The organism is Agromyces aureus (assembly GCF_001660485.1).
Taxonomy (GTDB): domain Bacteria; phylum Actinomycetota; class Actinomycetes; order Actinomycetales; family Microbacteriaceae; genus Agromyces; species Agromyces aureus.
The window spans coordinates 3,789,876-3,814,178 of the sequence record NZ_CP013979.1 but is presented as its reverse complement, the minus strand read 5'-3'; the positions used below and the strand labels follow the sequence as shown (position 1 = coordinate 3,814,178).

Annotated in this window: 17 protein-coding genes; 6 read left to right on the top strand and 11 right to left on the bottom strand. The window is 72.8% G+C overall.

Features of this window, described 5'->3' with window-relative positions; genetic code table 11:
* Positions 1-12 precede the first annotated feature (12 nt).
* On the bottom strand, positions 13-3,654 hold the full coding sequence (locus ATC03_RS17025; RefSeq protein ID WP_067879712.1) for a TM0106 family RecB-like putative nuclease: 3,642 nt from the start codon (positions 3,652-3,654) through the stop codon (positions 13-15).
* Positions 3,655-3,754: 100 nt separating this feature from the next.
* Positions 3,755-4,393, bottom strand: a complete 639-nt coding sequence (locus tag ATC03_RS17020) for a TetR/AcrR family transcriptional regulator (RefSeq protein WP_067879709.1) — start codon at positions 4,391-4,393, stop codon at positions 3,755-3,757.
* 106 nt (positions 4,394-4,499) lie between these two features.
* Between ATC03_RS17020 and ATC03_RS20645 the strand changes: the two genes are divergently transcribed.
* The 4 genes from ATC03_RS20645 to ATC03_RS19870 all read left to right on the top strand — a co-directional run bounded on the left by ATC03_RS20645 (position 4,500) and on the right by ATC03_RS19870 (position 8,079).
* The gene (locus ATC03_RS20645; RefSeq protein ID WP_156997167.1) at positions 4,500-4,670 is read left to right on the top strand and encodes a hypothetical protein; all 171 of its coding nucleotides are present in this window, start codon (positions 4,500-4,502) and stop codon (positions 4,668-4,670) included.
* Entirely contained in the window at positions 4,667-5,707 is a 1,041-nt protein-coding gene (locus ATC03_RS17015) for an agmatine deiminase family protein (protein WP_067879706.1), read from the top strand. The genes ATC03_RS20645 and ATC03_RS17015 overlap by 4 nt, the downstream gene beginning before the upstream one ends.
* Positions 5,704-7,485: an amidase gene (locus tag ATC03_RS17010; protein WP_067879703.1), complete on the top strand. Its 1,782-nt coding sequence runs from the start codon at positions 5,704-5,706 to the stop codon at positions 7,483-7,485. The genes ATC03_RS17015 and ATC03_RS17010 overlap by 4 nt, the downstream gene beginning before the upstream one ends.
* Positions 7,486-7,776: 291 nt before the next feature.
* Entirely contained in the window at positions 7,777-8,079 is a 303-nt protein-coding gene (locus ATC03_RS19870) for a GIY-YIG nuclease family protein (protein ID WP_074401086.1), read from the top strand.
* A 288-nt stretch (positions 8,080-8,367) separates the two neighbouring features.
* Here the strand turns inward: ATC03_RS19870 and ATC03_RS17005 are convergent, their stop codons facing one another.
* Positions 8,368-9,984 (bottom strand): molybdopterin-dependent oxidoreductase, encoded by a 1,617-nt coding sequence (locus ATC03_RS17005; protein WP_179947888.1) that lies wholly within the window; start codon positions 9,982-9,984, stop codon positions 8,368-8,370.
* 52 nt (positions 9,985-10,036) lie between these two features.
* Here ATC03_RS17005 and ATC03_RS17000 point away from each other — a divergent pair, with 52 nt between their 5' ends.
* Entirely contained in the window at positions 10,037-12,313 is a 2,277-nt protein-coding gene (locus ATC03_RS17000; protein WP_067879700.1) for an ATP-binding cassette domain-containing protein, read from the top strand.
* 41 nt (positions 12,314-12,354) lie between these two features.
* Here ATC03_RS17000 and ATC03_RS16995 read toward each other — a convergent pair whose 3' ends face one another.
* From ATC03_RS16995 to ATC03_RS16965, 7 genes are all read right to left on the bottom strand, one after another.
* Positions 12,355-13,113 carry an alpha/beta hydrolase family protein gene (locus ATC03_RS16995; RefSeq protein ID WP_084003580.1) on the bottom strand — a complete coding sequence of 253 codons (759 nt, stop codon included), beginning with the start codon at positions 13,111-13,113 and terminating at the stop codon, positions 12,355-12,357.
* A complete protein-coding gene (locus ATC03_RS16990; protein WP_067879697.1) occupies positions 13,110-14,228 on the bottom strand; it encodes a DUF2207 domain-containing protein in 1,119 nt (372 codons plus the stop codon). The genes ATC03_RS16995 and ATC03_RS16990 overlap by 4 nt, the downstream gene beginning before the upstream one ends.
* Before the next feature lie 53 nt (positions 14,229-14,281).
* A complete protein-coding gene (locus ATC03_RS16985) occupies positions 14,282-15,931 on the bottom strand; it encodes an alpha/beta hydrolase (protein ID WP_067879695.1) in 1,650 nt (549 codons plus the stop codon).
* Positions 15,932-15,963: 32 nt separating this feature from the next.
* Positions 15,964-16,878, bottom strand: coding sequence for a tryptophan-rich sensory protein (locus ATC03_RS16980; RefSeq protein WP_227820146.1), 915 nt, complete (start codon positions 16,876-16,878; stop codon positions 15,964-15,966).
* A gap of 132 nt (positions 16,879-17,010) precedes the next feature.
* On the bottom strand, positions 17,011-19,956 hold the full coding sequence (locus tag ATC03_RS16975) for an aminotransferase (protein ID WP_067879692.1): 2,946 nt from the start codon (positions 19,954-19,956) through the stop codon (positions 17,011-17,013).
* Positions 19,956-20,987: an FUSC family protein gene (locus ATC03_RS16970; RefSeq protein WP_067879689.1), complete on the bottom strand. Its 1,032-nt coding sequence runs from the start codon at positions 20,985-20,987 to the stop codon at positions 19,956-19,958. Before ATC03_RS16970 ends, ATC03_RS16975 begins: the two co-directional genes overlap by 1 nt.
* Positions 20,988-20,991: 4 nt before the next feature.
* Entirely contained in the window at positions 20,992-21,651 is a 660-nt protein-coding gene (locus ATC03_RS16965) for an SDR family oxidoreductase (protein ID WP_067879687.1), read from the bottom strand.
* Positions 21,652-21,790: 139 nt separating this feature from the next.
* Here ATC03_RS16965 and ATC03_RS16960 point away from each other — a divergent pair, with 139 nt between their 5' ends.
* On the top strand, positions 21,791-22,579 hold the full coding sequence (locus tag ATC03_RS16960) for a transglutaminase-like domain-containing protein (protein ID WP_067882488.1): 789 nt from the start codon (positions 21,791-21,793) through the stop codon (positions 22,577-22,579).
* Between the two features lie 125 nt (positions 22,580-22,704).
* Here the strand turns inward: ATC03_RS16960 and ATC03_RS16955 are convergent, their stop codons facing one another.
* A complete protein-coding gene (locus ATC03_RS16955; RefSeq protein WP_227820145.1) occupies positions 22,705-24,279 on the bottom strand; it encodes a bifunctional hydroxymethylpyrimidine kinase/phosphomethylpyrimidine kinase in 1,575 nt (524 codons plus the stop codon).
* Positions 24,280-24,303: the final 24 nt, after the last annotated feature.

Here is a 24,303-nt window from a genome sequence, read left to right as displayed (position 1 = left end):
CGCCCCTCGAGCTCAGGCCACGGGCCTGAGCTCGCCGCCTCGTTCGCGGCCGTGCGCACCATCGTGCTCGCCGCCACCGTGTTCGGCCCGCGGCCGGTCGGCGCCGACGAGCCGCACGAACGCGCTGAGCTGGGCGACCCCGGCGGGGGTGTGCGGCAGCGCCTCGAGCAGTCCGGGGGAGTAGAGCAGATAGGCCGCCCACTTCGCACGCGAGATCGCGACGTTGAGCCGGTTCTTCAGCAGCAGGAACTCGACGCCGCGCGGCGCCGAGGTCGCGCTCGACGCGGCGAGCGACACGATCGCGACCGCGGCCTCCTGGCCCTGGAACTTGTCGACCGTGCCGACGGGCACGTCGCCGAACCCGGCGCGGTCGAGCGCGTCGCGCACGAGGGTGAGCTGCGCGTTGTAGGGGGTGACCACGATGAGGTCGCGTTGTTCGAGCGGGCGCCCGCCCGCGGCATCCGGATCGGTCGGATCGACCCAGGTGCGCCCGAGCAGCGCCTCGACGTGCGCGACGACGACGTTGGCCTCTTCGGCGGAGGCGACCGTGTTGCCCTCGTGCACGACGGGCACGGGAACGAGCCCGGGGTGCACCCCGTCGAGCGAGCGGGTCGAGGCGACCTCGTGCGAGCGCAGTTCGCCCTCGTACGACAGGCGCGAAACGGGGGCCGCAACGGCGGGGTGCATGCGCCGGCTCTCGGCGAGGAAGAAGCCGAACTCGGCGGGCAGCACGTCGTGTCCGTCGGCGATCCAACCGAGGGCGGAGGTGTCGACGGGTTCGAGGTGGATGCCCTGGCTCACCTGCGGCAGCTGCTGGGGGTCGCCGAGCAGCAGCAGGTTGCGGGCTGAGACCGAGGCGGCGATCGTCGAGGCGAGCGAGAACTGACCGGCCTCGTCGATGACGAGCAGGTCGAGCGAGCCGCGGGGCACGCGCTCGTCGTTGGCGAAGTCCCAGGCGGTGCCGCCCACGACGAATCCGGTCGTCGCGTGCGCCTCGGCGAACTGCGCGAGGCCGTTGCGCTTCTTGTCGAGCAGCGTGTACTCGTGACGGCCGGGGTCGCCGTCCTTCGGCGCCTTGCCGACGAGGTCGGGCGCGAGCCCCGCCCGGATCGTGGCGTCGAGCACGTTCTCGACCACGGCGTGCGACTGGGCGACGACGCCGATCTTCCAGGCGTGCTGCGAGACGAGTGCGGCGATGACGTGCGAGGCGACGTAGGTCTTGCCCGTGCCGGGAGGGCCCTGCACGGCGAGGTAGGAGTCGTCGAGCTGCTGCAGGCCCGCGGTGACGGCGGCGACGTAGTCGTGGTGGGCCGCGAGCGTCGCGCTCGCGCCGAGCCCGAGGCCGTCGCGCGTGCGCGGTGCCGAACGGCGAAGGAGGTCGACGGCGGCGTTCTTCGGCCAGCTCGGCCAGATGCGCGCGATGCGCTCGGCCCAGCCCGCGATCGCGTCCTTCTGCGCGCCGGCCCGAGGCGGTGCTCCGGGCACGACCGCCATGGGCAGCCCCGGCCAGGTGTCGCCGCCGGCGGCGAACTCCTCGACCACCACGCCGTCGTCGAGCACCTCGAGGACGCGCACCGAACGCCCGGTGCGGGCGCCTGGCCGCTGCGGGCGAGTGGTCGAGAACGGAGCGGGTGCGTCGTAGAGCACGTTGACCTCGCCGCCGACCGAGAACCGCGAGCCGGGGGCGATGCGCCCGCGCAGGCGGACGTGCCGGCGTTCGGCGCGCTTGCCCTCTTCGAGGAACCAGGGCTGCACGACGACGGATGCCGCGGGGTCGACGACGAGCACGTCGCGCTGCTCCTCCCAGGCCTCGAGCGGTTGCTCGAGGCGGAAGAAGTGCGCCCACCAGAAGCTCTTCGCCTCGCGGTCGTGGTAGTCGATCGCTGCGGCCGCGAGGGCGAGCGCCGTGTGGTCGGCATCGCGGTCGGCGCCGTCGCGGGGGCCGGCGAGCTGCTGCAGGTGCAGGGCGACGGGCGAGGGCTCGGCGACGCGGCCCTCGGCCTTCGCCGCCTCGACGAGCTGCGACTCGGGCACCGACGGCACGCCCGCCGCGCGGGCGAGGCCGAGCAGCCAGTCGCGCAGACGCAGCGTCGACACGCAGTCGTACCGGTTGTAGTCGGCGAGGTCGTCGAGCACGAGCTGCGCCGCCTCGTCGCCGGTGAGCCCGGAGTCGGGGTCGATGGCGGTGCCCGTCGCGGCGAGCTGACGCGCCCGCACGTACTCGAGAATGGAGTCGCCGCCCGACTTGACCTCGGCCTCGCGCAGCTCGGTGCCCATGTAGAGCGGCTCGAGCTTCTTGATGGAGTACGAGCGACTGCCGACGCGCACCGCGCGCTTGACGATCGGGTAGAGGTCGACGAACACGCCGTCGGCGAGCAGCGCGTCGACCTCGGCCTCGCGCACGCCGTGCCGTGCCGCGATCGAGAGCAGGTGGGCCTTCTCGTAGTTGGCGTAGTGGTAGATGTGCAGGTTCGGGTGGGCGGCCCGGCGCGCCGCGACGAGGTCGAGGAACCGCTCGAGCGCGACGCGCTCTTCGGCGAAGCTGTGCGCCCACAGCGGAGTGAACGCCTCATCGACGTCGACCATGCCGAAGAGGTAGTCGATGCCCCATTCCTTCGCGGGGCCCTCGGTGTAGAGCGGATCGCCCTCGAAGTCGAAGAACAGGTCGCCCGCGTCGGGCTCGGGGATCGCCGCGAGCGCCGACGGGTCGCGCACGTCGACGGGCGGCGGCAGGGGCGGGTCGTCGGGGGAACGGTTGCCCGCGGCATCCGCAGCCCTGAGCGCCGCCTCGGCCTGGAGCTGCAGGCGCGCCTGCACGCGCAGGTTCGCGAGGGTCGCGTCGAGCACGCCCGGCACCGGGGAGTCGGATGCCGCGAGCGCATCGATCGTCGCGATGCCGGCCTCGGCGAGCGGCACGCGCTGCGTCACGCGCAGGCCGGCGACGAGCAGCACGTCGCGGTGCGCCTGCACCTCGAGGTCGCAGGTGGCGCAGCGGCCGTCGAGCCCGTAGCGGGGATCGCCCCAGGCGACGGGCCCGGAGTCTGCGAGGCGCTCGGCGATGATGCGCTCGAGCCGCTCGCGACGCAGGCGGTAGACGGGCGCGATGTCGTCGAGGCGGTGCGTGCTCGTGGTGCCGTCGCCGAGCAGCAGCTCGACGGTGTCGGCTCGGGGTACGCCGATGCGGTCGAGCTGCTCCGCGTAGGCGGCCAGCTGCAGCAGCGCGGTGACCCTGGCGCGACGGGCGAGCTTGCTGTCTTGCACGAGATAGCGGCCGTCGGGCTGGCGCACGATGAAGTCGGCGAACCCGATGAAGCCGTCGTCGGCGAAGGTCGCCTGGAAGACGACCGGCGCCCCGGCGGCGAACGCGGCGTTCGTGGCCTCGACCGCGGCGGCGACGGCTGCTGCGTCGCGCACGGAGGGCCGCTCGATCTCGACGACGCCCGTGCCGAACTGCTCGCGATAGCGCTCGAGCACGCGTTCTTCATGCGCGTCGCCCATGCGCCCCGAGCGCTCGAGCATGGCGTCTTCGGGTTCGGGCACGGCGTCGATGCGGCCGAGCTTGGCGTCGAGCGCGCGCAGGAACGCGAACTCGCACTCCGAGGCCTTCTTGAGGTCGCTCGCGCTCGTGACCACCGTGCCGTCGACCAGGTACATCGGGCTCCCTCCGACTGTGCTCTCGTGGCTCAACGCTAGCCGCGGCATCCGACATCGACGGGTGAGGCCCGAGGGCGCGGCGCGCGGTCGACGCCGCGCGTCACGGTGCCCGGAGTGCTCCTCGCGCGACGCCCAGCATGCCCTCGACGGCCAGGCCGAGGCGCGCCCCGCGATCGCCGGGGTCGGTGCTCGGATCGGCCCAGCGAACGAGCGCGTGCGCGTTCAGCCCGTCGATCATGCCGAGCAGCTGCCAGGCGACGGATGCCGCGTCGTCCGTCTCGAATTCGCCCGCCGCGACGCCGGTCTCGACGATGCCGAGGAGGAACGCGTGCCAGTCGTCCATCTCGTCGCGCACGCGCTGCGCGAGCGCCTCGTTGCGTCGGCCCATGGCCCACGCCTCGACCCAGATGACGGTGACGTCGGCGCGCGAGCCGTCGAGCAGGGTGTCGAGCAGGAGCGCCAATCGCTCGCGCGGCGTCGGCAGGGGGGCGAGGAGCGAGGAGACCTCGGCGAGCTCGGTCGCGACGATGGTGCCGAAGGTGCCGGCGATCAGGGCGTCCATGTTCGGCTCGTAGTGCGCGACGAGCGCGGGGGCGACGTCGATGCGCGCGGCGATGCTGCGCAGGGTGACCGAGTACAGGCCCTGCTCGAGCGCGACGTCGCGCGCCGCCTCCGTGATCTCGGCCGAGCGTTCGGCCGGGGTCTTGCGGGCGGCCTTCTTGCGGACCGGTCTTGACATGGTGACCTCGTGTCGGTAGCGTCGCTGCAACTTATTGATCGTCTGATCAATAGTAGATCGAGTCCCCGATCCTGTCGAGAGATCGACCAGCAGAGAGTCCTCAACGATGAGCAACACCACCACCGCGACCGGATGCCGCAACGCCGCCGCAGCCCCGGTTCGCCACGCCAGGGGCCGCATCCGCCGCGACCCGGCGAAGCGCCCGGCCGCGACATCCGCTGCGATCATCGAAACGGATGCCGCGGCATCCGACCGAATCGAAGGAGCCCACGAATGACCTGGCGCATGCCCGCTGAGACCGCACCTCACGACCGCACCTGGATGGCGTTCCCGACCGCCGGAACGACGCTCGGGGAGTCGACCGCCGACCACGAGGAGGCCTACACGGCGTGGACCGCCGTCGCGCACGCGGTCGCCGAGTTCGAGCCCGTGACGATGCTCGTCGACCCGACCGAGCGCGAGCGCGCCGCGCAGCGGCTCGGCAGCGGCATCACCCAGGTCGAGGCGCCCGTCGACGAGTACTGGATGCGCGACCACGGCCCGACCTTCGTGGTCGACGACGAGCGCCCCGGCGTGCTCGGCGCGGTCGACTGGATCTTCAACGGCTGGGGCGACCACGAGTGGTCGGAGTGGCGCAAGTCGGCCGAGCACGCCCGCATCATCGCCGAGCTCGTCGGCGCCGAGCTCGTGAGTTCCGTGCTCGTGAACGAGGGCGGCGGCATCCATGTCGACGGCGCGGGCACCGTGCTGCTCACCGAGACCGTGCAGCTCGACCCGCGACGCAACCCCTACGCCGACCGCGCGCGGGTGGAGGCCGAGATGGCCCGCACCATCGGCGCGACGAAGGCCGTCTGGCTGTCCCGAGGCCTCACGCGCGACTACGACGACTTCGGCACGAGCGGGCACGTCGACATCGTCGCGACGCTCGCCTCGCCCGGTCGCATGCTCCTGCACCGCCAGGACTCGACCGAGCACCCCGACTTCGAGGTGACGCGCGACCTGCGTGCGCAGCTCTCCCAGGAGACGGATGCCGCGGGCCGCTCGTTCGAGATCCTCGACCTGCCCGCGCCCGCCGCGATCCGCGACGACGAGGGCTTCGTCGACTGGAGCTACGTGAACCACCTCGTCGTGAACGGCGGCGTCATCGCGTGCGGCTTCGGCGACGACCGGGCGGATGCCGCGGCGCGCGACGTCCTCGAAGCGGCCTACCCGGGCCGCAAGGCCGTGACGGTCGACGCACGACCGCTGTTCGCGCGCGGCGGTGGGATCCACTGCATCACCCAGCAGCAGCCGTCGCTGCCGAGCGCCCGATGACCGGCGGTTCCGGCGCCGGGTTCGACGTCGTCGAGGCGTCGATCGCCGAGCTGCGCGCCGCGCTCGAGACGGGCCTGGTCACGTCGGTCGAGCTGCTCGACGCGTACCTCGCGCGCATCGCGGCCTACGACGTCGCCGGAACGGAGACCGCGCTGAACGCGCTCGTCGTCGCGAACCCCGGCGCCCGTGCCGACGCGGCCGCCTCCGACGAGCGCCGCGCGCGCGGCGAGACGCTCGGGCCGCTCGACGGCATCCCCTACACCGCCAAGGACAGCTACCTGGCGAAGGGACTGACCGCCGCGGCCGGTTCGCCGGCCTTCGAGCACTTGGTGGCCCAGCGCGACGCGTTCACGATCGAGCGCCTCCGCGGCGCCGGTGCGGTGCTCATCGGCCTCACCAACATGCCGCCGATGGCGAACGGCGGCATGCAGCGCGGCGTCTACGGACGCGCCGAGAGCCCCTACAACGCCGACTTCCTGACGGCCGCGTTCGGCTCGGGATCCTCGAACGGATCCGGCACGGCGACCGCGGCCTCGTTCGCGGCGTTCGGCCTCGGCGAGGAGACCTGGTCGAGCGGACGCGCGCCCGCCTCGAACAACGCGCTCTGCGCGTACACGCCCTCGCGCGGCGTCATCTCGGTGCGCGGCAACTGGCCGCTCGTGCCGACGATGGACGTCGTCGTGCCGCACACGCGCACCATGGCCGACCTGCTCGAGGTGCTCGACGTGATCGTCGCCGACGACGCCGAGACCCGCGGCGACTTCTGGCGCGTGCAGCCGTGGGTGGAGATCCCGAGGGCCTCCGACGTGCGTCCCGATTCCTACGTCGACCTCGCGGTGACGGATGCCGCGGGCGCGACGGATGCCTCGGGCGCCCGTCTCGACGCGGCGCGCGCCGTGCTCGCGGGCCGTCGCTTCGGCATCCCCCGCATGTACGTCAACGCCGATCCCGAGGCGGGTACCGCGGAGCCCGGTCGCGAGCCCGGCATCGGCGGATCCACCGGGCGGCGCATCGAGACCCGCCCGTCGGTGATCGACCTGTGGGAGGCCGCGCGACGCGACCTGGAGGCCGCGGGCGTCGAGGTCGTCGAGGTCGACTTCCCGGTCGTGTCGAACTACGAGGGCGACCGCATCGGCGCCCCGACGATCATGACGCGCGGCCTCGTCTCGCCCGAGTACCTGCACCGCGAGATCGTGGATCTCTCGGCCTGGTCGTGGAACGACTTCCTGGCCGCGAACGGCGACCCGAACCTGTCGTCGCTCGCCGGCGTCGACGGCGAGCGGATCTTCCCGCACCCCGAGGGCGCCCTGCCCGACCGGTACGTCGGCTTCGACGACGACATCGTGACGTACCCGGCGCACGTGCGCGAGCACCCCGTGGCTTCGGTCGCCGAGATCCCCGAGCTCGCGCAGGGCCTGCGCGGACTCGAGGAGACGCGTCGCCTCGACCTCGAGGCCTGGATGGACGACCTCGGCCTCGATGCCGTCGTCTTCCCGGCCTCGGCCGACGTCGGCCCGGCGGACATGGACGTGAACGAGGCCTCGGCCGACCTCGGCTGGCGCAACGGCGTGTGGGTCGCGAACGGCAACCTCGTGCCGCGGCACCTCGGCATCCCGACGGTCACGGTGCCCATGGGCACGATGGCCGACATCGGGATGCCGGTCGGCCTCACCTTCGCCGGCCGTGCCTACGACGACACGGCGCTGCTGCGCCTCGCCGCGGCCTTCGAGGCGACGGGAACCCGCCGCACCGAGCCGCCGCGCACCCCGCGTCTCTGAGTCTCCCGCCGGTTGAGGAGCGCCCCGCTGGTTGAGGAGCGCCCCGCTGGTTGAGGAGCGCCCGACGGAGTCGGACGCGTCTCGAAACCCGACCGCTGGTTGCCCCGCTGGTTGAGGAGCGCCCGACGGAGTCGGACGCGTCTCGAAACCACTGCCCGGTTTCGAGACGCGTCGCCGCTCCGCGCCGGCGCTCCTCAACCAGCGTTCCTCCACAGACGCCGCCGGCATGGATCCGCCCACGACTCCGGCCCGAGGCGCGGGGCGCCCACCGGTGCCGGTCATCCTCGTGGAATGCCGCATGTCTATCTCCTGGAATGCGCCGACGGCACGACCTACGTCGGCAGCACGCTCGACCTCGAACGGAGAGTCGCGCAGCATCGTCGTGGAGAAGGTGCGCTCTATACCCGGCGGCGATTGCCGGTGCGTCTCGTCTACAGCCGGGAGTTCGAACGGATCGACGAGGCGTACGCCATGGAGAAGCGGGTGCAGGGGTGGAGCCGCGCCAAGCGCCGAGCACTCATCGAAGGTCGCATGAGCGACCTTCCGCGGCTTTCGGCGAGACGGCGCCGACGCGAAACGCGCCCCGCCGGTTGAGGAGCGCCCCGCCCGTTGAGGAGAGCTCCGCTGGTTGAGGAGCGCCCGACGGAGTCGGACGCGTCTCGAAACCCGACCGCTGGTTGCCCCGCTGGTTGAGGAGCGCCCGACGGAGTCGGACGCGTCTCGAAACCCGACCGCTGGTTGCTCCGCTGGTTGAGGAGCGCCCGACGGAGTCGGACGCGTCTCGAAACCCCTGCCCGGTTTCGAGAGGCATCGACGCTCCGCGCCGGCGCTCCTCGACCAGCATTCCTCGAGCAGCGGAACGACGACCGCCGCTCCGGAGCGTCAGCCGACGTTCACGTCGCGGGAGTCCAGGCCCGTGGCGCCGTCGGGCACGACGCCCTGCTGCTTCGACACCTGCACCTCGCCGTCGGCGCCCGTCGCGCGCACGCGCAGGGTGTGCCCTCCCGAGGTCGCGTCCCAGTCGAAGCGCCACTGCACCCAGGTGTCGTCCGACACGGCCGCGGCGAGGGTGGCGGGTTGCCAGGGGCCGTCGTCGACCTGTACGTCGACCGCCTCGACGCCGACGTGCTGGTGCCAGGCGACGCCCGCGACCACCACCGGGCCCGCCGACAGCGACTGGCCCGACCGGGGCACGTCGATGCGCGACGACAGCTTGACCGGTCCGCGCTCGCTCCACCCTCGGTCGGTCCAGTACGCGGATGCCGCGTCGAACCGCGTGACCTCGAGCTCCGTCACCCACTTCGTCGCCGAGACGTACCCGTAGAGCCCGGGCACGACCATGCGCACCGGGAACCCGTGCTCGGCGGGCAGCGGCTCGCCGTTCATGCCTACGGCGAGGATCGCGTTGCGGTCGTCCTGCAGCACCTCGAGCGGCGTCGAGGCCGTGAACCCGTCGATGCTGCGGGAGAGCACCATGTCGGCATCAGCGCTGGGCACCGCGCGCGCGAGCAGTTCGCGGATCGGGTAGCCCAGCCACACCGCGTTGCCGATGAGGCCGCCGCCGACCTCGTTCGACACGCAGGCGAGCGTCGTGACCGACTCCTCGAGCGGCAGGTCGAGCAACTCCTTCCACGTGAGCACGACCTCCTGCTCGACGTCGCCGTGGATCCGCAGGCTCCAGTCGTCGGGCTCGACGGCCGGCACCGCGAGCGCCGTGTCGATGCGATAGAACTGCGCGTTCGGCGTCACGTAGGTCGAGAGACCGTCGAGGTCGAGTTCCGCCCCGGCCGGAATCGACGCCGACGACACCGGGTCGGGCAACCGGATCGCCTGGCGCACGGCGGTGACCGCGCGGGATCCGGCCTGCAGCGCGTACCCGCCCACGGCGGCGAGCGCGCCGATCGCGGCGGCGCCGCCCGCCCAGAGGAGGAAGCCCCTGCGATCGAGCGGACTCGCGCCCGCGGCATCCGCTCGCTCGTCGTCGTCGTCGACGCCGCGTTCGCCGCTCGCGCGGGGGAGCCCGGCGCCGGACACGGGCGTCGCGGCCTCCGACCTCGGAAGTCGTCGGATGAGCAGCCGCAACGTGACGACCCCGGCGATCGCCGCGAGCGCCGCCGGGGCGAACGCGAGCATCGAGGCGTTCGCACGCGTCATGGCGGCCAGCACGCCGACACCTCCGAACGCCCAGAAGATCACCTGGCCCCACGGGGGACGGCGCGCTTCGAGCACCCCGGCGCCCGCGGCCACCGCGAGCAGCACGATCGCGATGCCGACCAGCAGGGCAGCCTTGTCGTTCGTGCCGAACAGCGCGATCGCGGCGTCCTTCGCCCACGGCGGCGCGAGATCGATGAGCAGCGACCCGACCACGGCGAACGGGCTCGATGCCGAGGCGAGCAGTGCGGCGGCGAGTTCGCCCACCCCGGCGAAGACGATGACGGATGCGACTCCGGCGCCCGCGGGCAGCCACCACCTCGCCAGGGTCGTCCCTCGATCGGCCATCTGCTCAGGCTACGCGCGCGGATGTCGGTTGCACCTGTGAGAATCTGATCTCATGAGCGAGCACACCGCCGACGCGCACGATCTCATCGAGGTGCGCGGCGCCCACGAGAACAACCTGCAGGGCATCTCGCTCGACATCCCGAAGCGCCGGCTCAGCGTGTTCACCGGGGTCTCGGGCTCGGGCAAGTCGAGCCTCGTGTTCGGCACCATCGCGGCCGAGTCGCAGCGCCTGATCAACGAGACCTACTCCTCGTTCATCCAGTCGTTCATGACCACGCAGCCGCGGCCCGAGGTCGACAGCCTGCGCAACGTCTCGGCGGCGATCATCGTCGACCAGGAGCGCATGGGCGCGAACTCGCGGTCGACCGTCGGCACCGCGACCGACGTCTACGCGCTGCTCCGCATCCTCTTCTCACGTCTCGGCGACCCCTACGTCGGCCCGAGCTTCCACTTCAGCTTCAACGTGCCCGCGGGCATGTGCCCCCGATGCGAGGGCGTCGGCGTGGTCAACGACGTCGACCTCGATGCGCTCTTCGACCGCGACAAGTCGCTCGCCGAGGGCGCCATCACGATCCCCGGCTACACGGCCGACGGGTGGATGGTGCGCATCTACTCCGAGGGCGGCTTCCTCGACCCCGCCAAGAAGATCCGCGACTACACCGAGACCGAGCTGCACGACTTCCTCTACAAGGAGCCGACCAAGGTCAAGGTGCAGGGCATCAACATGACCTACGACGGTCTCGTGCTGAAGCTCCAGAAGAGCATGGGCTCGAAAGACCGCGACGCGCTGCAGCCCCACATCCGCGCGTTCGTCGACCGCGCGTTCACCTTCACGACCTGCCCCGAATGCGGCGGTGCGCGACTGAATCGCGAGGCCCTCGCCTCGAAGGTCAACGGCATCAACATCGCGGATGCCTCGTCGATGCAGATCTCCGACCTCGCCGCGTGGGCCGCCGAGATCGACGACCCGAGCGTGGCGCCCCTCATCGCCAACCTGCGCCAGAACGTCGAGTCGTTCGTCGAGATCGGACTCGGCTACCTCAGCCTCGATCGCCCGGCCGGCACGCTCTCGGGCGGCGAGGCGCAGCGCGTCAAGATGATCCGCCACATCGGCTCGGCCCTCACCGACGTCACCTACGTGTTCGACGAGCCGACCGTCGGGCTGCACCCCCACGACATCCAGCGCATGAACCGGCTGCTCCTGCAACTTCGCGACAAGGGCAACACCGTGCTCGTCGTCGAGCACAAGCCCGAGGTCATCGAGATCGCCGACCACATCGTCGACCTCGGCCCGGGCGCGGGCTCGCACGGCGGGCAGATCTGCTTCGAGGGCGACCTCGACGGGCTGCGCGCCTCCGGCACCCTGACGGGCCGGCACCTCGACCACCGGGCGACGTTGCGCGACACGGTGCGAGCGCCGAAGGGAGCCCTCGAGATCAGGGGGGCGACGCAGCACAACCTGACCGGGGTCGACGTCGACATCCCGCTCGGCGTGCTCACGGTCGTCACCGGCGTCGCCGGCTCGGGCAAGTCCTCGCTCATCCACGGCAACGTGCCGCGGCACGACCAGGTCGTCGTGGTCGACCAGTCGCCCATCCGCGGGTCGATCCGGTCGAACCCCGCGACGTACACGGGCCTGCTCGACACGATCCGCAAGGCGTTCGCGAAAGAGAACGGCGTGAAGCCGGCCCTCTTCAGCGCGAACTCCGAGGGCGCATGCCCGAACTGCAAGGGCATCGGGCTGGTGTTCGTCGAACTCGGTCCGATGTCGACCGTCTCGAGCGTCTGCGAGGAATGCGGCGGCAAGCGGTTCACGGCCGAGGTGCTCGAGTACCGGCTCAACGGCCTCAACATCGCCGAGGTACTCGCGCTCTCGGTCGACGCGGCGCTCGAGTACCTCACCGACAAGACCGCCAGGGTCATCCTGCAGCGGCTCTCCGACGTCGGGCTCGGCTACCTCGGCCTCGGGCAGGCGCTCAACACGCTCTCGGGTGGCGAGCGGCAGCGCCTCAAGCTCGCGATCAACATGGCGAAGAAGGGCACGATCTACGTGCTCGACGAGCCCACGACCGGCCTGCACCTGGCCGACGTCGATCGCCTGCTCGCGCTGCTCGACCGTCTCGTCGCCGACGGCAACTCGGTCATCGTCATCGAGCACCACCAGGCCGTCATGGCGCACGCCGACTGGATCATCGACCTCGGCCCGGGTGCCGGGCGCGACGGCGGCCGCATCGTGTTCGAGGGCACGCCCGCCGACCTCGTCGCCTCGGCGAAGACCGACGCGGCCACGCTCACGGCGACGCACCTGGCGGCCTACGTCGGAGCCTGATCGAGCCGAGCCGAGCCGAGCGGTTACGCCGCGGCGCGCGGTCAGGCGGGGTTCGCCCGCATGAAGTCGACGACGGATGCCGCGAGCGAGGCCCCGATCTCGTGCGCCGGGCGCTTGCGTCCCTTGACCTCGAACGAGTGGTTGGCGTCGGCGATCCACTCCAGTGCGATCGCGGCACCTGTCGAACCGCGTTCCAGACGGAGGCCGGCGACGAGGTCGTCGAGCTGGTCGTTCGGGGCGGCGAACGGGTCGTTTCGTCCCTGCAGGAACAGCATCGGGGCGGCCACGTCGGGCAGGTGCTCGGTGCGGGCCTTCTCGGGGCGTCCGGGCGGGTGCAGCGGGTAGCCGAGGAATGCGAGTCCGGCGGCGGGCATGCCCTCGGCGACGGCCATCGACGCCATGCGGCCGCCGAAGGACTTGCCCGACACCCAGATCGGCTCGTCGGGTGCGCCGGCCTCGGTCGACCGGGCCCGTGCGAACTCGACCGCGGCGCGCCAGGTCGCGATCGCCACGGGCGCGCGGTCGGGGAACTTGCGTCCGGCCTCGCGGTACGGGAAGTCGAACCGCAGCGTCGCGACGCCGAGACCCTGCACGGCCGTGGCGAATCCCTCGAGGAACGGATGCTCCAGGCCCGTGCCCGCACCGTGCGCGATGACGAGGGTCGCCCAGGCGTCGGCGGGACGGCCCGAGCGCCCTGCCACGGAGGACACGCCGCCGAGCAGGCCCGAGGCGTCGGTGATGCGCGCGCCCGCGGCATCCGTCGCTCGGGTGACGTCGATGCGCACGGCCTCGTCGGTCATTCGATGATCCGGAACAGGTCGCCGACGCTGTCGGCGAGGTCGATGACGGCGCCCTTCGCGTCGACGAGCGCGCCGAGGTTCATCGCGAGCCGCGGCACGTGCGCGACGAGCACGCTCAGCGCGTCGAGGTGCACCGCGAGTTCCGCGGCCTCTGCGGTGCCGTCGGCGAGGTCGGCGAGCGTGTCGCGCTTGGTGCGATCGAGCGTCGCGAGGTCGAGTCGCAGTGCGGTGATCCACGCCTGTTCCACGCCGAACAGCACCGCATAGGGCAGCAGGCGTTCGTGCAGGTGGAACCGTGCGAGGGCATCGGAGGCCGCGAGCGTGCTCGACGCGGCGACGGGAGCCGCGGCATCCGTCGGCTGCGTGATGGGCACGAGCTGCGCCCCTGCCGGGGACTGCAGCGCGCGGAGGCGGTCGGCCTCGGCGAGATGGAGGTACCGGCGCAGACCGTCGAGATGTTCGCGCGGTTCGCGCGCCGGGGGGAGGAAGCGACGCCAGGAGGCCGGGGTGACGATGATGGTCGCGATCGTGACGGCCAGGGCGACGAGGGTCGCGATGAGGGCGGGCCAGTCGCCGGCCCCGAGCGACGCGACCAAGAACAGCGCCTCGACGAGCATGCCGAGGTAGGCGAGCACCGTGAGGGTCGTGCCGGGCCAGGTCACGCGGGCTGCGGCGACGAGTCCGGCGCGGGCGAGTGCGTAGTGGGCGTCGCGCACCACCCCCTTGAGTCGGGCTGCCAGCGCGCGTCGATCCGACGAGAACCGGCGCAGGCGCTCATTCGTGTGCTCGGGTCCGAAGATCGCCTCGAGCACCGCGAACTCGTCGTCGGTGAACACGCCGCCCGCGCGCAGCTCGACGCCGATCGGCTCGCGCCGGCCCTCGCTCGCGAGGATGCGGATGCGACGGGACACGGCGAGGTCGACGAGCACCGCCGCGGCTGCGCGTCGGTCGGCCTCGACGAGGAGCGCGTCGTGCAGCACCGACGCCCCGCGGGCGCGGGTGTACTGCACGACGAGGGAGCGCACGGGCTGCCGTGACACGATGCGTGCGACGACGCCGAGCGCGAAGATGACGAGCGCTGGGGCGACGGCGAGCAGGATGACGGTGGCGAGCACGCGCTCAGTCTAGGGATCGGTGCGGATGTCCCGCGGGAGAACCGTGCCCTGCGTCAGGGTGTGACGGGCTCGGCCGGAGCAGTCGACGATGGCGCGAGCGGTGCGAGACGTCCACCCGCGAGCGCGGCCACACCCTCGACGGCGGCGCGATGCGCGGCCGCCGAGCCCGTGAGCCGGAAGTGCCCTGCGGCGGGCACGATGACGTTCGTCGCTCCCGCGAGCGCACTCCCCTCGGTGACGTGCGCGTCGAGCGTGCCGAAGATCGACACGATGCGCGAGTTCACCTCCGCGTCGCGCTGCAGTTCGACGATGGTGGCATCGGTCGGGAGGAACGCGCGCATGCTCGGGTCGAGGAACCAGCGGGCACGCAGCGAGCCCGCGTACGGCGACGCGAGCGTGACCGCCCCGCGCACGTCGAGCCGCTCGTCGGCGGATGCACCGACCGGTCCCGACCCGCGCACGACGTCGGTGAGCAGGTGCTTGGCGATGAGCCCGCCCTTGCTGTGCGCCACGATCACGCGCCCGGCGGGCGGTGCGGCGACCCGTGCGAGCGCTCGCTGCAGACGTCGTGAGGTGTCGGGAACCGGGCGCCGGTTCATGCCGAGGCCGTGCACGATCGTGATGCGGTGCCCGGCCCGGTTGAGCGCGTCGGCGAGTCCGGTGAGGAAGCTCCAGTGCTCGTGCACGCCGGGCACGAGCACGATGTCGGGCAGTGCGGGGTCGCCGTCGCGCCAGCGCTCGGGCGGTGCGCCGGCGACGAGCTGGGCGAGCCGCCACCGGATGCCGTAGCCGTAGTCGCGCAGCACCCACCCCGCGCGCGTGGTCGTGCCGCCGCCGAACGACCTCGAAAGGGCGATGCGGCGTTCGTACGGTGCGAGGAGTCGACCGGGGTGACCGCCACGTGCGTGGGCGACGACGAGCTCCGCGAGTCCGCGGGTGTCGCGGGCGACGACCTCGTGCCCTCGCCCGGGCACCTCGTCGTACCGCGCATGCGGCGCGAGGCTCGCGACGGCCTCGGCCCAGAAGCGCGGCACGACGCGGTCGTCCTCGCCGCGCACGACGAGCACCTCGGCGCGCACGTGCGGCATCACGCGCTCGAGACGGTGCTCGAGCGCGGGCCGGAGGTTCGCGAGCACCCAGGGCAGCCCGGCCTCGGCCATGGCTCCGGCGCCGCGGGCGAAGGCGATCGGATCCATGATGGCGACGTCCTGCAGCAGGCGGGCCGTCTGCCGGCGACGTGAGCGCTCGCGCGGGTTCACCGACGGGCCGATGAGCACGATGCGTTCGACGAGTTCCGGATGCCGCGCCGCGAGGTCCGCGACGACCTGCGCGCCCATCGAGTGCCCAACGAGCACCGGGTGCGCGATGCGATCCGTCCGCAGGAGTTCGGCGACGAGGTCGGCCGTCTCGGGAACGGTGAGCACCCGGGTGGGCTCCGGCGACTCGCCGAAGCCGGGAAGGTCGAGTGCGAGCACCCGCCCGGAGGCGGAGAGGCGCTCGCCGAGGTCGCCCCAGTACTCGGCCGCCATGCCGAGGCCGTGCACGAGCACGTACGTGGGCGGAGGCGTGGAAGCGGGATCGGATGCCTCGCCACCCGCGTCGCCGCGCGCATCGACGCCTGCTGGGACGCCCGCATCGACGACGAGGGCCGTCTCGTGGATGACGATCGTGCGATCGCCCCGGCGGAACGTGCGAGCGTGCATTCCGGCAGCCTACCCGCGGGCTCCGTCGCGACTCAGTGCGTGCTCGGCGCGCTCGGATCGCGCCCGGCGGCATGGCGCCAGCCCGCCCCGCGCATCGCCACGATCCGCATCGCGACCGTCGTGAGGAGCACGGCGACGACGGCGATGATCGCCGCGATGCCGGTCACCACGGACGAGGGTTCGTCGGTGAGTCGGGCGACCGCGATCCATGCGAGGCCCCAAGTGAGCGAGAGCGTCGGAGCGATCCGCCCGCGGTCCCAGACGGCGAGGGCCATGCCCACGAGTCCGGCGACGGCGACGAGCGTCACCGACCAGGTCTCGGGCGGCAGCCCGAAGCCGTCGAACCCGGCCGCGACGAGCACGGCCGCGATGTTCGCGATCGTCGCGACGGTGACCCACCCGAGGTAGAGGCCGATCGTGCCGTCGGTGACGAGGGCGTCGATCATGCTCTTCGGGCGCAGGGCGAGGCCGATGCGGAACGCCACGACGAGCACCACGAGCAGCGCCGCGATCACCGGCACGCTCAGCCACAGCAGGTCGAACTGGATGCTGAGGATCCACGCGGCGTTCAGCAGCAACGAGGCCGCGACCCATGGGCCGAGCCGTCGGTGCCGCTCGTCGGTGCGCTGGGCCGGCAGGAACTGCCAGACGGCGTAGGCGAGCAGCCCGAAGTAGATGAGCGACCAGATGCTGAACGCACCACCGCCCGGTGCCACGAGCGTGGCATCGGCGCCGAGGGCGCCGCCCGCGGCATCCTGGACCTGCTGGCCGCCCGCCGCGCCCGAGCCGATGAACGACCCGACGACCGCGATCACCGCGCTGATCGCGACGACCAGCTGCCTGGTGAGGTCGTTGCCCGACGGAGCGCCGGAGGCCGGCCGGTCGGGCGAGGCGGATGCGCCCGCCGCGCGTTCGGGGGCGGTGCTGCCCGTTCGTTCGTTCGTCATCGCTGCCCCTGCCGTCGTCGTTCGGATCCCGGTGGATTCCTCCACCCTAGGGACGCCCAGGACGGCCCGCATCGAACCTTCGTACGACGCGGAGGGGGTTGACAAGCGCCGGTCGACGGCGCCTCGATCGGGCTACCAGCCCTCGGTCAGCACCCGGTCGAGCATTGCGACGAAGAAGTCGGCCGAGTCGTCGTCGAGGCAGAGCGGCGGCTTCGTCTTCAGCACGTTCTGGTGGTCGCCCGTCGGCTGCATGATCACGCCGAGCTCGCGCAGGCGGTCGCAGATCGCCGCCGTCTCGGCCGTCGCGGGCTCGAGGGTCGCACGGTCGCGCACGAACTCGACGCCGAGGTAGAGGCCGAGCCCGTGCACGGCTCCGATGAGCGGATGCCGCGTGGCGAGCTCTTCGAGACGGTGCTTGAGTCGCGTGCCGACCTCGAGCGCGTTGCGCTGCAGGCCCTCGTCGCGGAACGCGTCGAGCACGGCGAGCCCGGCGACGCTGGAGGCGGGGCTGCCGCCCGTCGACGAGAAGAAGTACCCCTGGCTGCGGAACCGGGCCGCGATCTCGCGCGTGGTGATGACCGCGCCGAGCGGGTAGCCGTTGCCGGCCGCCTTGGCGACGGCGATGACGTCGGGCACGACGCCCTGCTGCTCGAAGCCCCAGAACCAGTGCCCGAGGCGGCCGAAGCCGGCCTGCACCTCGTCGGCGATCGCGAGTCCGCCGGCCGCGCGCACGGCCGCGTAGACCTCGGCGAGGTAGCCGTCGGGCAGCGGGATGCCGCCGGCGTTGCCGAAGAACGTCTCGGCGATGAAGGCGGCGGGTGGGCGCCCGTCGGCGGCGAGCCGGGCGATCGCCGCCGCGGCCTCGGGCGCGTAGCGCGCGGCATCCGCCCCCCGATGCACCCCGCGGAACGGGTTCGGCGCGTCGACGCCGTGCACCCAGTCGGGCCGGGTCTCGAGCGCGTTCGGGTTGTCGGCGACCGAGGTGCTCACGGCATCGGACGCGTAGGTCCACCCGTGGTAGGCCTCGAGGATCGCGACGACGTCGCGCCGGCCGGTGGCCGCGAGCGCAACGCGGACCGCGAGGTCGGTCGCCTCGGAGCCCGAGTTCACGAGGAACACGGTGTCGAGCGGGTCGGGCGAGAGCGCCGCGAGCCGCTCGGCGTACTCGACCACGGCGCCGTAGTGGAACCGGGAGTTCGTGTTGAGCCGACGCAGTTGCCGGCTCACGGCGTCGGCGACGCCCACGTGCCCGTGCCCGAGCGGCGTCACGTTGTTGACCATGTCGAGGTGCACGCGGCCGTCGACGCCGACGAGGTGCTCGCGCCACCCCCGCTCGATGCGCGGCGGCGCCTCGTAGTAGTGCTCCTGCACCTCGGCGAAGCTCGCCGTACGACGGGCGAGCAGGGTCGCGTTCTCTTCGGGAGAGTTCGGGCGAGCGGATGCCGCGAGCCCGAGCATCGGCGCGGGGTCGAGCGTCTGCGCGAGCCACCCCGCCGCGTACTCGGGGCGCACGAGGTGCGGCACAGCGGGGCCGTCGGCGCGCTCGACGCGGATGCGGATGCGGGTGCGCCGCGGCAGCGCGGCGGCGGCCTGGTCTGGCCGGCCCGCGCCAGCCATGGTGGGCGCCACCTCGACCACGAGTCGCAGGTCGGCCGAGCGCGATTCGACCATCTCGAGCTGCCGGTCGTCGGCGAACCACACGTCGATGCCCGTCGGGATCGTGGCCGACGACGCCGCCGAGCGGATGCGGCCCTCGGTCAGGCGGGGCGTCGCACGCGGGAGCCAGGCGGCGGGCGCGCCGGCGTCGAGCGCGGCGAGCGCGAGGCGCTCCTCGAGATCGGGGTCGAGCCATGCCCCGGCGTCGACGGAATCCGACTCGGGGGAGACGTCGAGTCGCACGGCCGCCGAGGGGTCGAGGTCGAGCAACCGAACCCCGAAGGTGCCCGGCGCGGCCTCGTGGACCGGCAGCTCCACCCCGAGATCGGTCGCGATCAGCGCCGTCATGACGGCCGTGGGCGCCGAGACGGCCTGCTCGAAGATGCGCCACTCGCGATCGATGCCGTCGGCGGCATACGCGTTCTCGCCGCCGTCGAGTTGCACTTGGTGCTCGCCGCTGACGACGAGCACGGCGCCGCGCACGACGACGAGCGGCCAGATCGCCGCGACCTCGGCCGGCGAGAGCGGGCGCAGCGCGTGGAACGCGCGGATCGCGGGCAGCACCGAGGCCGGCTCGGCGCCCGCGTGGTGCAGCACCGACGAGATCGTGATGGCGAGCTCGGCGACGGCCCATGAGCGGGTCACGTCGCCGAAGTCGATGAGCCCGTCGGGCAGGCCGCCGCCGGCGCCCTCCCCGGTCGCGCGCACGACGTTGTCGTCGGTGAGATCCAGGTGCACGGCCTGCAGCGGCAGGTCGCCCGCGAGGGCGGTGAGCTCGGCCCAAGCGGCGGCCGCGGCATCCGTCACCCGCTCGCGCTTGGCGGCGTCGGGGTGGTGGGGGGCGATGCGCTCGACGACGCGGTCGGCGAACCGGGGGTCCCACTGCAGCACGCGGTCGAGACCGTCGTGCTCGAACCCCGCGAGTGCGAGGCTCACGTGCGCGGCCAGTTCACCCATCCGCGAGACCGTCTGCGGCGAGAGGTAGGCGTTGCCGTGCAGGGTTCCGCCGCCGAGGAAGGCGATGAGCCGAATGCCGAGCGGCCCCTCGCTCGTCTCGGCGACGATCGAGCGCGGGCGGCCCGCGGCATCCGTCGTCGTGGTCGCGATGCGGAGCGTCGGGGCGTGCGCCGCGATGCGCGAGGCGGCGGCGTCCTGCGCGGCGAGCTCCGTCGCCGTGAAGGCCGGATTCGTGATCTTCACGACGCCGACCGGGCTCTTCGCCGAGAAGGAGCCCGCCGCCGTGAACACGCGCACCGCGAGGAAGTTCTGGTCCTGCTGGCTGCCGAGCGACTCCAGCTCGACGTCGAGGCCCCAGTGCTCGCGCAGGATGGCGGCGACCTCGGCGGCGGGCAGGTTCGGCGCGGGCAGGTCGTCGGCGCCGAAGAAGTCGAAGCCTCGCGGCTTCGGGTGATGATCGTCCATCAGGCTTCGGCTCCGAGTTCTTCTCTGATGCGGCGCAGGTCTTCGAGCAGCGACCCGATCAGGATCCAGTGCGACGAGGTCGGGGGCCGCACGACGAGGGCCGACGTGAGCGCGGGCACCATCGAGGTCATCGGTTCGGGCTCGGGCTCCGCCACCCGGGCCGCCAGGCGGATGTCGTGGGCGACGCGGTGCAACTGCTCGGCGATCGCCTTCACCGTGGGTTCATCGTGCAGCGAGGCGTCGTAGCGGTCGGCGAACGCGCGTGTCATGCCGATGAGCTGCGTGACGATCGGGTTGAGCTGGTCGATCAGGGAGCCGAGCTGCGCGAGCTCTTCGCGGTGCGCCGAGCGGCGGGGGTTCAGCGTGAGCGACTCGGTGCCGGCCGCGATCGCGTCGACCGCCGCGTCGCGCACCGGGCGAAGCAACCGTGCCTCGATCATGAGCGCTTCGATCTGGGGGCGCGACTGCTCCGTCTCGAGGGCCGCGGCCAGGCGATCAGCGGATGCCGCGAGCTCGCTGCCGAGCAGTGCCGCCTCGCGTCTGGCGGGGGCGATCGCCACGGGCGGCACGATGGCCGCGTTCACGATGATGCCGATCGCGGCGCCGATCACCGTCTCGAGCACCCGGTCGAGCGCGTAGTTCGGCGTCGCCGCACCGAGCGCGAGCGTCAGCATGGCCGAGATCGCGACCTGATTGCCGGTCGCCGGCGCCATCTTGAGTGCCCACGCGATGAGCATCGCGATGAGCACCGCGACGAGCACGACCCACGAGTACGCGCCGAACGCGAACGCCAGCGCCGACGCGACGATGACGCCGAGCAGCACGCCGATGGAGCGTTCGATGCCCTTGCCGAGCGACTGGTTGACGCTCGGCTGCACCACGAGCAGGGCCGCGATCGCGGCGAACACCGGCAGCTGCGCCGGAATCAGGGCACCCGCGATGAGCCAGGCGGCGATCGTCGCGACCGAGGTCTTCAGGACCTGCAGCACCGGCAGGCGCCGGGACGTCCGCAGGTTGGCGAGGACGGACATCGGCTCAGGCTGGATCGGGGAGTGCTGCGAGCGCGCCCACGATCGGCAACCCGCCTTCAGTGAGCTCGAACTGCATGCGCGAGGCCGCACCGGACGTGAGCACCTCGGCGACGGTCGCCGCGACATCCGCCCGGCTCACCGAGCCCCGCGGCAACGTGGTGTCGGCGGCCACGAGCCCCGTCGGCGGTTCGTCGGTCAGTCCGCCCGGCCGCACGATCGTGTAGTCGAGGCCGCTGGCGCGCACCGCGGCATCCGCCTCGCTCTTGGCGCGCAGGTATACCTGGAACACGTCGTCGGATGCCGCGTCGAAGTCGTCGGTGCGCATGGCCGAGATCACGACGATGCGGGGCACGCCTGCGGCACGCGCGGCGTCGGCGAGCAGGATCGCGCCGTCGCGGTCGACGGTGAGCTTGCGCTCGGCGGTGCTGCCGGGGCCGGCTCCCGCCGCGAAGACGACGGCGTCGGCGCCCGCGAGCACGGCGGCGACCTCGTCGGCGGATGCCGCCTCGAGGTCGAGCACGACCGGCACCGCCCCGGCGGCCGTCACGTCGGCCGCGTGGTCGGCGTTGCGGATCAGTGCGACGGGCTCGTGCCCGCCGTCGGCGAGCAGGCGTTCGAGGATGAGGGCGATCTTGCCGTGACCTCCGGCGATGACGACGCGCATGCCCCCAGTCAACGCGGATGCCGCCGACGGCGCAACCGGGTGGGCCGAAGCTTCCGATCCGGCGTGCCAGGGGTCAGACTGGGCGGGTGCCGCTCGGCACGTCCTCCTGCGACGACGATGAACCGGGGCACCCATGGCCATGCAGCGAACCGTCTCAGCCCGAATCGACCTGAGCATCGACGATCCAGCCCGGCTCGTGTTCATGGTCGCGGTGGCCGGCGGGGCCGCCGACGAGCGGCTCGAGCTGCTCGCGAACGGCGTCGAGGTGCCCGCGCTCGAACTCGCGGATGCCGCGGGCAGCCGCCTGCACGTCGTCGAGGCGCCCGCCGGCGCACTCTCGCTGGCCTACTCGGCCACCGTCGACGGCCCGGCCGCCCCCGGATCGAGCCGCCCGCTCGATCTCGTGGAGTACCTGCGGCCGAGCCGGTACTGCGAGTCCGACTGGCTGGGAGCCACGGCCGTCGCCGAGTTCGCGGGCCTCGAGGGGCACGCGCTGCTCGACGCCGTGTCGTCGTGGGTGGGCACGCGCCTCGCCTACGTTCCGGGATCGAGCGGACCCACCGACGGCGCGGTGCAGACGCTGCTCGCCCGGCAGGGCGTGTGCCGCGACTACGCGCACCTCGTGATCGCGCTGCTGCGCGCGCTCGACGTGCCGGCGCGCCTGGCGGCGGTCTACGCGCCGGGCCTCGACCCGATGGACTTCCACGCCGTGGCCGAGGCGCACGTCGAGGGCGCGTGGCACGTCGTCGACGCGACCGCGCTGGCTCCGCGCTCGACGCTGCTGCGCATCTCGACCGGCCGCGATGCCGCCGACACCGCGTTCCTCAGCTCGTACGGCGGCGCCGTGCGCCTCGACGCGATCACGGTGACGGCGACCGCCGACGTGCTTCCCTTCGACGACATCGGCGAGCTGGTCGAGCTGCGCTGAGGCGCGCCCGCCTGATCGCGGGGCACGCTGCGCCTGCCGAGATGCAGGAGATCGGGACCCATCCTCGGTGTGAGGAGTGCGTGGGTCCTGATCTCCTGCATCGCGAGGACGGACGGGGTGCCGGGCTACCCGAGCGGGGCGGCGAAGAACGCGAGCTCGTGCTCGGACGACGTGCGGAAGGCGCGGCGCATGGCCTCCCGGCGCTCGGGCGTCGCGGCGGCGGCCTCCCGCGTCACGAGCTCGATCGCCTCGCGCGTGGCCACGGCGAACGCCGGGTCGGCGTACGTCTCGAGCCACGACGCGTACGGATGCCCGGGGTCGAGCGCCCGTTGACCGAACCCGCCCGCCGCGAGCCGCTCGCCGAGGTCGACGTAGATCCAGAAGCAGGGCAGCACGGCAGCGGCCAGCACGGCGTAGTCGCCGCGTGCGCCCGTCGCGAGCAGGTGGTCGAGGTAGGCGGTCGTCGCGGCATCGGGCTCTGCGGTGAAGACGCCGGTGCCGGCAGTGCCACCGGCGCCCTCCAGCCACGACGTGTGCAGCTCGAGTTCGCCGACGAGCGATCCGTGCGCCGAGTTCGCCCAGAACGCCTGGCCAGCGGCATCCGGAGCCAGACGCGACGCCTCGGCGAGCACGCGGGCGTAGTCGCGCAGGTAGAGGGCGTCCTGCGCGAGGTAGCCGAGGAACGGCTCGCGTTCGAGGGTGCCGTCGGCGAGGGCGCGGATGAACGGCAGGTCGTCGATCGCCGCCCGCACGTCGGCGATGCCGTTCCACCACTCGTCGGCGATCTCGGCGGGGGTCGGCGCGGTGCGGAGGCCGCCGCGCGACCAGAGTCCGGCGAAGTGGCTCACCGGGCCGTGTCCGCCGCCGACCTCGAGCGCCTCGCCCTGCCGCAGCGACTCGCGCAGCCATCGGCGGGCCTCGCCGATCGCGGCCTCCCAGTCGCCGAGCTCGGCCTGCAGCGTCGCGACCGCCGACGAGAGCGAGCATCCGGTGCCGTGCGTCGCGGTGGTCGCGATGCGCTCGCCGCCGAACTCGATGACGGTGGCGGATGCCGCGTGCACGAGTGCGTCGGGTGCGTCGCCGCCCGGCAGGTGTCCGCCCTTCGCGAGCACGCGTGCGCCGGTCGCCGCCGAGACCGCCTGCGCCTGTGCGATCGCCTCGGCCCACGTCGTGGCCGGGGCGATGGTGGGTGCGGCGTCGGCGGACGCATCGCCCGCGCCCGCGCCATCGCCGGTTCGCGCGCCATCTTCCGCGCCCGCGACTGCATTCGCGAGCACCGCGAGCTCGAGCAGATTCGGCGTGATGAGATCGGCGAGCGGCAGCAGGTCGCGGAGCGCCCGCTCGGCCTCGGGGTCGAGCAGTCGGTCGCCGCTCGTCGCGACCATGACCGGGTCGAGCACCACGATCGGCACGGCCGTGCGCCGCAGCCAGTCCGCGACGACCGCGATGACCTCGGCGTTCGCGAGCATGCCGATCTTCACGGCGTCGATCGTGATGTCGTCGCTGATCGCATCGAGCTGCGCCGCGAGGAACTCGGCCGGCGGCACGTGCACGCCGCGCACCCCGCGGGTGTTCTGCGCCGTGAGCGCGGTGATCGCCGACATGCCGTAGCCGCCGACGGCTGCGATCGACTTGAGGTCGGCCTGGATGCCGGCGCCGCCCGACGGGTCGCTGCCCGCGATGCTGAGCACGCGCGGCACCCGGCGCTCGGCCCGCGTCGCGGA